Below are 10,213 nucleotides of genomic sequence, written 5' to 3' on the forward strand. Positions count from 1 at the left end.
ACCGGCAAGGTGCTGGTGGCGGGAGGAACTAGCGGGACCGCCGCCCTCTCGAGCGCCGAGCTCTACGATCCGGCCACCAATAGCTGGGGCGCGGCGGCCAGCCTTGCCGCGGCACGTCACGCACACACGGCGACGCTGCTGCGCAACGGCAAGGTGCTGGCGGGAGCGGGATCCGGTGCCGTATCCCTCTCGAGCGCGGAGTTGTACTGGTAGAGGCGGCTCCCCCCATACAAGCGTAAGAATCCGGCAACGCCTTGCAACACCTGGCGCTGAATACTGATCTTGCCCCCCGAAAAACTCCATAGCCGAGGGTAGAAATCACACAGTGAACCGGATCAGTTCACGCTACCGACTTGAGCGTGACCTTGACGGTTTTCTCACGCTGCGCAAGCGAGCCAAAACGCGCGGTGATGGCCGTTTCAATGCCGGCGGCATCCAGGCCCTGCAAAGCCAGCAACTTGGCGGGGTCGCCATGCTCGATAAACTCGTCCCTGAGGCCCAGCTGCAGCAGGGGTTTGGCGATGCCCGCGGCCTGCAGGGCCTCGCTCACGGCACTGCCTGCGCCGCCCATGATGGCGCCCTCTTCCAGCGTCACCAGGGCCTCATGACCGGCCGCCACCTTGAGCAGCAGCTCGGTATCCAGCGGCTTGGCCCAGCGCATATTCACCACCGTGGCTCCGAGTTTCTCGGCCGCCTGCAGCGCGGGATACAGCAGCGTGCCGAAGGCCAGAATGGCAATGCCCGCACCTTCGCGGCGAATCTCGCCCTTGCCGAACGGCAGCGACTGCAAACCGGCTTCTGTTTCCACGCCCGCACCGGCCCCGCGCGGATAGCGCACGGCCACGGGATGGCTCTGCTCAAATGCCGATGTCAGCAACTTGCGGCACTCGTTCTCGTCGGCCGGACAGGCCACGCTCATGTTGGGAATGCAGCGCAAAAAGGGAATGTCATAAGCACCGGTATGCGTCGCGCCATCGGCGCCCACCAGGCCGGCGCGGTCCAGCGCAAACACCACCGGCAGGTTTTGCAAAGCCACATCGTGAATCAGCTGGTCGTAGCCGCGCTGCAAAAAGGTCGAGTAGATGGCCACCACGGGCTTGAGCCCTTCGCAGGCCATGCCGGCGGCAAAGGTCACCGCGTGCTGCTCGGCAATGCCAACGTCGTGGTAGCGGCCGGGAAAGCGCTTGTGAAACTCCACCATGCCCGAGCCTTCGCGCATGGCGGGCGTGATGCCGACCAGGCGGCTGTCCTGCTCGGCCATGTCGCACAGCCAGCGGCCGAAGACCTGGGTGAAGGTCTGTTTGGCGGGCGTGCTGGATTTTTGCAGGCCCAGGGCCGGGTCAAATTTGCCGGGGCCGTGGTAGGCAATCGGGTCGGCCTCGGCCAGCTTGTAGCCCTGGCCTTTTCTGGTGACGACGTGCAGGAACTGCGGGCCCTTCAGCTGCTTGATATTTTCCAGCGTGGGGATCAATGACTCCAGATCGTGGCCATCAATCGGGCCGATGTAGTTGAAGCCGAAGTTTTCAAACAGCGTGGCCGGCACCACCATGCCCTTGGCATGCGATTCCAGGCGTTTGGCCAGTTCCAGCAAGGGCGGGGCCACGCGCAGCACCTGCTTGCCCATGTTTTTGGCCGACGCGTAAAAGCGCCCGCTCATCAACTGCGCCAGATAACGGTTCAGCGCACCCACCGGCGGGCTGATCGACATGTCGTTGTCATTCAGGATCACCAGCAGATTGCAATCCATCACACCGGCGTTATTGAGGGCCTCGAATGCCATGCCGGCCGTCATGGCACCATCGCCAATGATGGCGATCGCATGGCGGTCCTCGCCTTTTTGCCTGGCGGCCTGCGCCATGCCCAGCGCGGCTGAAATGGAGGTCGACGAATGGGCCGTGCCAAAGGTGTCGTACTCGCTCTCGTCGCGACGCGGGAAGCCCGAGAGCCCGCCGAACTGCCGCAGGCTGCTCATGCGTTCGCGCCGGCCCGTGAGGATTTTGTGCGGGTAGGTCTGGTGGCCCACGTCCCAGACCAGACGGTCCTCGGGCGTGTTGAAGACATAGTGCAAGGCCACCGTCAGCTCCACGGTGCCGAGGTTGGAGCTCAAATGCCCGCCGGTTTTGGAAACGCTGTCGAGCACGTAGGCACGCAGCTCGTCGGCCAGGGCCTTCAGCTGGGCGCGGGGAAGCTGCCGCAAATCGGCAGGGCTGTTGATGGTTTCAAGCAATTGGTACATCGTGAGTATTTGTAATGGCGAGACCGGGTCCCTAGTGTTGACGGTTGACCAGCATGTCGGCCAGCGCCCGCAAGGCCTCGGTGTTCTCCAGCCCGCTGGCTTCAAGGCTGGCCAGGGCCTGCGCCAGCAGTTGCTGCGCGTAGTCCCTGGAGGCCTGCAGCCCCAGCAGCGAGACAAAGGTCGGCTTGTCCTGGGCCGCATCCTTGCCCGCGGTCTTGCCCAGCGTGGCCGAATCGGCGGTCACATCCAGGATGTCGTCCACAACCTGGAAGGCCAGGCCCACCGCTGCGCCGTAATCGCACAAGGCGTTTTGCGCGGCCAGCGGTGCGGCGCCGCAGGCCGCCCCCATCATCACGCTGGCCTGCAGCAGCGCACCGGTCTTGAGGCGGTGCATTTCGTGCAATTGAGCAGACGTCAAGGGCAGGCCCACGCTGGCCAGGTCTATCGCCTGGCCGCCGGCCATGCCCTGGAAACCCGCCGCCTGCGCCAGCATGCGGCACAGGCGGGCCTGTGTGGCGGCATCCACCGAGCCGTCATCGGGCGTGAGAAATTCAAAGGCCAGAGCCTGCAGGGCATCGCCGGCCAGCAGCGCCTGCGCCTGGCCGAATTTGACATGCACCGTGGGCTTGCCGCGGCGCAGCACGTCGTTGTCCATGCAGGGCATGTCGTCGTGCACCAGCGAGTACGCATGAATCAACTCCACCGCACAGGCCGAGCGCAAGGCAGCGTCTGCGTTGCCGTTCACGGCCTCGCAGGCCGCCATCACCAGCAGCGGACGCAGGCGCTTGCCGCCGTCGAGCACGGCATAGCGCATGGCATCGCCGAGGCCGGCGGGTGCCGGCGCATCGGTCGGACAGGCGACCCAGCGGGACAAGGCCTGCTCGACCGCGGTAAGCTGCTGCGCGCTCCAGGCGCCCAGCGAAAAGCCGATGTGAGTGGGGGGCAGTTTTTCAGGGGCGTTCAATCGATGCTCTTTCAGGCTAGGCGTTTTGCACGGCGGCTCTCGGGCCGCTCAGGCTTGGTGAATTACTCTTGCACCCAGGGCTTGAGCTCCGTGCCTTCCAGCACCTTGATCTGTGTTTCCACGGCTTCCAGCTTGTCCCTGCAAAACTTCAGCAGCTGCGCGCCGCGCTGGTAACCCGTGAGCAACTGGTCCAGCGGCAACTGGCCCGACTCCAGGCGGCTCACCAGCCCTTCCAGTTCTTGCAGCGCGGCCTCGTAGCTGGCAGGCAATGCGGGAGACGATGCGGGGCTGGTTGCGGAAACAGGCGACGCGGACGAAGCAGTGGAAGAAGAGCTTTTGGCCATGGTATTTGGGTGAAGACCTGATTTTAGGCCGTTGCAAGGATTTCGGACGCTGACGCCGGGGGTGTAGTACCAGCCCCCTATTATCCGGTGACAGGGCGCCAATGCCGCAAAAACAGGCCGCACGGGTACAATTGATAACAGTTCTCGATGACAGTGTTCACCCGCCAGGGCTGTAAAACCTCAGGACCCTGGTTTGACCCGCGGGCGCTTGCCCGGCCCACCTGTCCACTTAGCTTTTTGCCTGCCGCCAAGGCCCCGTCTGCGGTGGCGGGTTCACGGAAATTGCATGTCAGATCCAAGCCTTCGTCTGTTGCAGGCGACCAGCCAGCTGCCCATCTCCAGTTATTTTGATGCCGGCCTCTACCAGCGGGAGCAGCAAAAACTGTTTGCCCGCGGGCCGCGCTACCTGGGCCACGAGCTGGCGGTGCCCGACCTGGGCGACTACTACGCCCTGCCCCACGAAGGCGAAGGCCGCGCGCTGGTGCGAAACAGCGCCGGCATCGAGCTGATTTCCAATGTCTGCCGCCATCGCCAGTCGACCATGCTGCAGGGCCGAGGCTCGCTGGGTAACGGGGCCAGCAGCAACATCGTCTGCCCGCTGCACCGCTGGACCTACAACACCTCGGGCGAGCTGATCGGTGCGCCGCACTTCGAAATCGACCCCTGCCTGAACCTGAACCGCTACAAAACCACGACCTGGAACGGCTTGGTGTTTGAAGACAATGGCCGCGATATTGCGGCCGAGATGGCGCAGCTGGCGACCCGCGCCGACCTCGATTTTTCGGGTTACCAGCTCGACAAGGTGCACCTGCACGAGTGCAACTACAACTGGAAAACCTTTATCGAGGTCTATCTGGAGGACTACCATGTCGGCCCCTTCCATCCCGGACTGGGCGGCTTTGTCACCACCGACGACCTGCGCTGGGAGCTGGCGCCCAGCTATTCGGTGCAAACCGTGGGTGTATCCGACAAGCTGGGCAAGCCCGGCACCGACGTCTACAAAAAATGGCACGACGTGGTGCTGCAATACCGCAAGGGCGTCGCGCCCAAATACGGCGCCATCTGGCTGACTTACTACCCGCATGTGATGGTCGAGTGGTACCCGCATGTGCTGGTGGTGAGCACCCTGCACCCGCAGGGGCCGGACAAGACGCTGAACGTGGTGGAGTTTTTCTACCCCGAAGAAATCTGCGCCTTCGAGCGCGAATTCATCGAAGCGCAGCAGGCCGCCTACATGGAAACCTGCGTGGAAGACGACGAAATCGCCCTGCGCATGGACGCCGGCCGCAAGGCGCTCCTGCAGCGCGGCGACAACGAGTTTGGCCCTTACCAGAGCCCCATGGAAGACGGCATGCAGCACTTTCACGAGTGGTATCGCCGCGAAATGGGCGCCAGCAAAACCACGCAGATGATCTGAGGGCATGGCCCTTATGCCCTCAACCGCTATTGATTCAATAGCTATTCGCGCACGCCCAATTTGGGCTGCAGGCCTTTTTCACTCTTAAACTCCCCCGACGCGATGCAAGCTGCCTGGATGATTCTTTCCTCCTTTCTGTTCGCCTCCATGGGGGTCTGCATCAAGTACGCATCGGCGCACTTCAACAGCTCGGAGCTGGTCTTTTACCGGGGCATTCTGGGCATCCTCTTCATGGCCGGCTATGCGCGCGCGCGCGGCGTGTCCTTGCGCACCAGCGTGCCCGCCGTACATGCCTGGCGCAGCGTGATTGGGGTGACCTCCATGTCCGCCTGGTTTTACGCGATTGCCCACCTGCCGCTGGCCACCGCCATGACACTCAACTACATGAGCAGTGTCTGGATTGCCGTCTTTCTGGTGGGTGGGGCGCTCATGCTGGGCCGTTCGGGCAGGAAGGGGCCTTCCCAAGGCCCGCTGGTACTGGCCATTCTGGCGAGCTTTGCCGGTGTCGTGATGCTGCTGCGCCCGGCTGTCGACCAGAACCAGATGTTTGCGGGCCTCGTCGGCCTGCTGTCGGGACTGGCGTCTGCTTTTGCCTATATGCAGGTCATGGCCATTTCCCGCATGGGCGAACCTGAAACCCGCACCGTGTTTTACTTTGCCGTCGGCACCCTGGTGGCCGGTGCCCTGGGAACGCTGGTGACGGGTTTCTCGCCATGGAACTGGATGCACGCAGTCTGGCTGCTGCCGATTGGCATTCTGGCCTCGCTCGGCCAGCTGGCCATGACCAAGGCCTATTCCATGTCCGAAAATCATGGGGGAACGCTGATGGTGGCGAATCTGCAATATTCTGGAATTGTGTTTGCCGCCCTCTACAGCCTGATCCTGTTTGGCGACAATATCCCCTGGATGGGCTGGGCCGGCATGGCGCTCATCATTGTCAGCGCCATAGCCGCTACCGTGCTGCGGGCTCGCGCCGCGCCCAACGCGCCCGCCGAAGAACATTGATGACCCTTGCGTGGTCTAAGGAGCATGAGATGAGCTACACCACCCTGATTTCTGCCGGGCAGCTGCAAGCGTTGATGGCCAGCGGCCAGCCTTTTCGCGTGTTTGACTGCAGCTTTGACCTGATGCAGCCACACGCGGGTGAAGAGCAATATCTGCAGGCGCATATTCCCGGTGCCGTGTATACCCACCTGGACACGGCACTGACCGCCAGGCACGGCGTGCCCGGCGCCCATGGCGTGATCACCGCCACGGGTGCCGATGCGCCGGCCTCGGGCGGGCGCCACCCCCTGCCCAACCGCGAGAAATTTGCCACCTGGCTGTCCAGCGTCGGCTTTGCCAACGACATGCAGGCCGTGGTCTACGACCGCAACGGCGCCAACTACTGCGGCCGCCTGTGGTGGATGCTCAAATGGGCAGGCCACAACAACGTGGCCATGCTCGATGGCGGACTGCAGGCCTGGCAGGCAGCGGGCGGCGCCGTGAACAGCGGCAAGGAGCCGGCCCACTTCCAGACAACCTTCATGCTGGCCCCTGAGCAGGCCAGGCTGGTCAATGTACAAACCGTGGCTGACCAACTCGGGCGCCCCAGCCAGACCATCATCGACGCGCGCGCCACGCCGCGCTTCAAGGGCGAGGTCGAGCCGCTGGACCCGGTGGCCGGCCACATCCCCGGCGCGCTGAACCGCCCTTTCAGCCAGAACCTCGGGCCTGACGGCAAGTTCAAGCCCGCCGCGCAGCTCAAGGCCGAGTTTGAAGCGCTGCTGGGAGGGCGCGACCCCAGCACGGTGGTGCATCACTGCGGCAGCGGCGTGAGCGCCGTGCCCAATGTGCTGGCCATGGAAATTGCGGGCCTGGGCCGCACCGCACTGTATGCCGGCAGCTGGAGCGAATGGTGCAGCGACCCGGCGCGGCCGGTTGAAAAAGGCTGAGCCGCCGGGGCCGCGTATTCCTGTTTGCATTGGAAGCGAGAACAAGGCGCGACGCCGCAGACAGTGCTGCAGCACGGCAAGGCCAAGCAACGCAGTTATCGTTTTTAAGGCGAACTGGAATTACTCTTTGATGTTGGCGGCCTGCACGATGCGGGCATAGCGCGCCTGCTCGCGCTGCACGAAGCGCCCCAGCTCGGCCGCACTGCCGCTGCCGCTGAGAGCGCCCTGCTCCAGCATCTTGGCGTGCACCTCGTCGGACTTCAGCACTTCGTTGAGTTCGTGGTTCAGCCGCTCGATCACGGCGGCGGGCGTCTGGGCCGGGGCGAACAAGCCGGTCCAGGACACGAAGTCAAAGCCCTTGAACTCGGGCGACTCGGCCAGCGCCGGCACACCCGGCAAGGTCGGCAGCCGTTTGCCACTGGTCACCGCGATGCCCTTCATCTTCTTGTTCAGGATGTGCGGCGTGGCGCTGATGCTGATCAGCATCGCCAGATCGACCTGGTTGCCAATCACGTCGGTCGCGATCTGTGCGCCACCGCGGTAGGGCACATGGGTGATGTAAACCTTGGCCTGGTCCTTGACCGTTTCCATGGCCAGCTGCAGCACCGTGCCCACGCCCGAGGTGGCGTAGCTGAGCTTGCCGGGCTGGGCCCGCGCCAGTTTCAGCACCTCGGCCAGGTTGTTGGCCGGCAAGCCGGGCCGGGCCACCAGCACCATGGGCGCGGTGTTGACCAGACCCACCGGTGCCAGGTCTTTCAGCGCGTCGTACCGCACCGCCGCCGGGTTGATCAGGCGTGCGATGGCCACCGGGCTGTCGGCGCCCATCACCAGGGTGTAGCCATCGGGCGCGGCGGCGACGGCCTTGGCCACGCCGATGGCGCCGCCGGCGCCCGCCACGTTCTCGACCACCACCGATTGCTTGAGCCGCTCACCGAGCTTTTGCGCGACCAGGCGCGCTGTCACGTCGACGCTGCCACCGGCGCCAAAAGGCACGATGAGGGTGATGGGCTTGGCCGCGGGCCAGGCCGTTTGCGCAGGGGCGGCGCCCGCCACAACCATGGCCGCCACGGCGGTAAGTAAGAGCGCAAGGGGTTTCAACATGGTCAGTTTCCTTATACAGATTCAGCGTCATTCCGACGCAGCGCGTCAAAGCTGGCGCTCCATTCGCTGCGCCACTGGCGGCGCGTGCCCTCGTCTATCCAGGCCGCGTCCAGGCCATTGAGCATGAAGCCCCGCAAATCATCGGCACCAAAGCCGAAGTCGCGCTGCATCATCAGCCAGGCCTGGGTTGGCGTCACATGGTGCAGCGTCGGGTCATCGGTATTGGGGTGAATGCGCAGGCCGAGTTGGGGCATCTGGCGTATCGGGTGGTCCAGCGCCCAGCGCTCGGGCGCCAAGGTGCGCAGGTAGTAGGAATTGGTCGGCACCACTGTGAACACGATGCCGCGCTCGGCGCACTGCCGCGCGAAGGCCGGGTTGTCGATGACGGTGTAGCCGTGGTCGATGCGGTCTACCTTCAGCAACTCCACGGCCGTCTGCACGTTGCTCCAGGGCATGCCGAACTCGCCGGCGTGGGCGGTGGTCTTGAGGCCGGCGCGGCGCGCGGCCGCATAGGCTTCCACGAACAGTTCGGGCGGCCGGTCCACCTCGCGGTAGTCAATGCCTATGCCGGGCACGTCAGGGTGGCGGTGTTCGATGAGCCACCCCACCATCTGCAGCGCTTCGGCCGGCGTGGCTTCACGGTCTATCGCCGGCACCAGGCGGCCGATGATGCCGCAGTCGGCCTGTGCATCGGCGATGGCGCGCACGATGGCGGCCTGGGCCTGGGCGTAGGGAATGCCGGAATCGCGCACGGTGCCGGTCGGGTTCCAGAAAAACTCGGCGTAGCGCACCTGGTGGGCCGCCGCGTCCTGCAGGTATTCGTAGCTGATGCGGTGCAGGTCGTCGGGCGTCTTCAGCAGCCAGGCGTCAAGCGCGCGCAGCACCCGCAGCACGCCCACCGGCTTCTCGCCGCGGGTGTAGAACGCCGTGATGTCTTCGCTGGACAGCGGCGCCTTGGCACGCCGCGCCAGATCGGTGAAGGTGGCCTGCCGCACCGTGCCCAGCAAGTGGCAGTGCAGCTCGGCCTTGGGCATGGCGCGCAGGAAATGTTCAGACAGGACGGAATGCGGCATGGCTGGATGCTAGGCCTGGACTAGTCATAAGTGAAATGGTTTAATTTGATAAGTTCATCAAGAAAACCTATGACCAAAACCAGCCCGGAACCCACCACCCGCCCGCGCCAGCCCACGCTGCGGCAGCTCAAGGGCTTCCAGGCGGTGGCGCAGCACGGCAGCTTCAGCCGGGCGGCCGAGGCGCTGGCGCTGACCCAGCCCGCGCTCTCGGCCACCATCCGCGACCTGGAACTGCTGCTGGACGTGACGCTGCTGGAGCGCAGCACGCACCATGTGGCGCTGACCGCGGCCGGCGCGGCGCTGCAGCCGCAGGTGGCCTGGCTGCTCAACAGTTTCAGCCAGGGCGTGAGCGACATGCACCGGACGCTGGCGAGCCAGGCACGCAGCCTGCGGCTGGCGGCCCTGCCCTCGACCATGCACCTGCTGGCGCCGCCGCTGGCGCAATGGCAACGCGAGCACCCGGAGGTCACGCTCACAGTGCGCGACCCGCTGAACGACGAGCTGGTTGCCGCGCTGCACACCGGCGAGGTCGACATAGCCCTGGGCACCGAGCTCGACCTGCCCGCCGGCATAGCGACCATTCCCGTGGCCACCGACGAGCTGGTCGCCTTGCTGCCGCGCCAGCACCGGCTGGCCCAGGCCACGCCCGAAAGCGCCCTGCGCTGGCGCGACCTGCGCGGCGAGCGCCTGGCCCTGTTCGCAAGCGGCAGCACCTATGACCTGGCCCTGGCCACCCTGCGCCAGCAAGGCGTCACGCTGGACGCGGCCGACCGCCTGCTCTACAGCGAATCGCTTTACAGCCTGGTGCGCAGCGGCCTGGCGGTGGGCGTGATCTCGCGCCTGTACACCCATGGGCTGCACGCCGACGACCTGTGCCTGCGGCCCCTGGGCAGCCCCGCCATCACGCGCCGCATCGTGCTCATGGTGCGCAGCCAGCCCGAGTTGCGGCGCAGCACGGTGACGGACTGCCTGGAGCACCTGGCGCGCGCGCTGCGCGGGCGCCTTGAACCGCCCTCTCAGCCAGAACCTCGGCCCAGGTAGCCCATTTAAGAGCCGCTAACAAAACCCAGCGCAGCGCTCCTGGCTAGGCGTGCCGCCGCAGACAGTGCTGTAGCACGGCAAGGTGGCACAACGACGCCAGGAG

Annotated in this window: 10 protein-coding genes; 5 read left to right on the forward strand and 5 right to left on the reverse strand. The window is 65.1% G+C overall.

The genetic code is table 11. The features are described 5' to 3' along the window. A partial coding sequence (locus PJE01S_RS23725; RefSeq protein ID WP_245660961.1) for a Kelch repeat-containing protein occupies window positions 1–213 on the forward strand: 213 nt, incomplete at its 5' end. Between the two features lie 127 nt (window positions 214–340). Here the strand turns inward: PJE01S_RS23725 and dxs are convergent. From dxs to PJE01S_RS23740, 3 genes are all read right to left on the reverse strand, one after another. Further along, window positions 341–2,236: a 1-deoxy-D-xylulose-5-phosphate synthase gene (gene dxs / locus PJE01S_RS23730; RefSeq protein WP_068836187.1), complete on the reverse strand. Its 1,896-nt coding sequence runs from the start codon at window positions 2,234–2,236 to the stop codon at window positions 341–343. Window positions 2,237–2,267: 31 nt separating this feature from the next. Beyond that, window positions 2,268–3,200 carry a polyprenyl synthetase family protein gene (locus PJE01S_RS23735; protein WP_068836188.1) on the reverse strand — a complete coding sequence of 311 codons (933 nt, stop codon included), beginning with the start codon at window positions 3,198–3,200 and terminating at the stop codon, window positions 2,268–2,270. Window positions 3,201–3,262: 62 nt separating this feature from the next. After that, window positions 3,263–3,544, reverse strand: a complete 282-nt coding sequence (locus tag PJE01S_RS23740) for an exodeoxyribonuclease VII small subunit (protein ID WP_068836189.1) — start codon at window positions 3,542–3,544, stop codon at window positions 3,263–3,265. Window positions 3,545–3,830: 286 nt separating this feature from the next. On the opposite strand from PJE01S_RS23740, the gene PJE01S_RS23745 reads away from it, so the two are divergent. The 3 genes from PJE01S_RS23745 (at window position 3,831) to PJE01S_RS23755 (ending at window position 6,895) form a co-directional block, all read left to right on the forward strand. Further along, on the forward strand, window positions 3,831–4,961 hold the full coding sequence (locus PJE01S_RS23745; RefSeq protein ID WP_068836190.1) for an aromatic ring-hydroxylating oxygenase subunit alpha: 1,131 nt from the start codon (window positions 3,831–3,833) through the stop codon (window positions 4,959–4,961). Between the two features lie 102 nt (window positions 4,962–5,063). After that, window positions 5,064–5,966, forward strand: coding sequence for a DMT family transporter (locus PJE01S_RS23750; RefSeq protein ID WP_068836191.1), 903 nt, complete (start codon window positions 5,064–5,066; stop codon window positions 5,964–5,966). A gap of 29 nt (window positions 5,967–5,995) precedes the next feature. Further along, window positions 5,996–6,895 carry a sulfurtransferase gene (locus PJE01S_RS23755; protein WP_068836192.1) on the forward strand — a complete coding sequence of 300 codons (900 nt, stop codon included), beginning with the start codon at window positions 5,996–5,998 and terminating at the stop codon, window positions 6,893–6,895. A gap of 120 nt (window positions 6,896–7,015) precedes the next feature. Here PJE01S_RS23755 and PJE01S_RS23760 read toward each other — a convergent pair whose 3' ends face one another. Further along, window positions 7,016–7,996, reverse strand: a complete 981-nt coding sequence (locus PJE01S_RS23760; RefSeq protein ID WP_068836193.1) for a Bug family tripartite tricarboxylate transporter substrate binding protein — start codon at window positions 7,994–7,996, stop codon at window positions 7,016–7,018. 11 nt (window positions 7,997–8,007) lie between these two features. Then, window positions 8,008–9,069: an adenosine deaminase family protein gene (locus tag PJE01S_RS23765; RefSeq protein ID WP_068836194.1), complete on the reverse strand. Its 1,062-nt coding sequence runs from the start codon at window positions 9,067–9,069 to the stop codon at window positions 8,008–8,010. Between the two features lie 69 nt (window positions 9,070–9,138). On the opposite strand from PJE01S_RS23765, the gene PJE01S_RS23770 reads away from it, so the two are divergent. Then, a complete protein-coding gene (locus PJE01S_RS23770) occupies window positions 9,139–10,110 on the forward strand; it encodes a LysR family transcriptional regulator (protein ID WP_068836195.1) in 972 nt (323 codons plus the stop codon). The last annotated feature ends 103 nt before the right edge of the window (window positions 10,111–10,213 follow it).

It is taken from the genome of Polaromonas jejuensis NBRC 106434 (genome assembly GCF_001598235.1).
Classification (GTDB): Bacteria; Pseudomonadota; Gammaproteobacteria; order Burkholderiales; family Burkholderiaceae_C; genus Polaromonas; species Polaromonas jejuensis.

Bases quoted from the DNA above. Each gene is read 5' to 3' on its own strand.
- PJE01S_RS23770 (WP_068836195.1), top strand. From the start codon at position 9,139: ATGACCAAAACCAGCCCGGAACCCACCACCCGCCCGCGCCAGCCCACG.
- PJE01S_RS23765 (WP_068836194.1), bottom strand. From the start codon at position 9,069: ATGCCGCATTCCGTCCTGTCTGAACATTTCCTGCGCGCCATGCCCAAG.
- PJE01S_RS23745 (WP_068836190.1), top strand. From the start codon at position 3,831: ATGTCAGATCCAAGCCTTCGTCTGTTGCAGGCGACCAGCCAGCTGCCC.
- PJE01S_RS23740 (WP_068836189.1), bottom strand. From the start codon at position 3,544: ATGGCCAAAAGCTCTTCTTCCACTGCTTCGTCCGCGTCGCCTGTTTCC.
- dxs (WP_068836187.1), bottom strand. From the start codon at position 2,236: ATGTACCAATTGCTTGAAACCATCAACAGCCCTGCCGATTTGCGGCAG.
- PJE01S_RS23760 (WP_068836193.1), bottom strand. From the start codon at position 7,996: ATGTTGAAACCCCTTGCGCTCTTACTTACCGCCGTGGCGGCCATGGTT.
- PJE01S_RS23750 (WP_068836191.1), top strand. From the start codon at position 5,064: ATGCAAGCTGCCTGGATGATTCTTTCCTCCTTTCTGTTCGCCTCCATG.
- PJE01S_RS23755 (WP_068836192.1), top strand. From the start codon at position 5,996: ATGAGCTACACCACCCTGATTTCTGCCGGGCAGCTGCAAGCGTTGATG.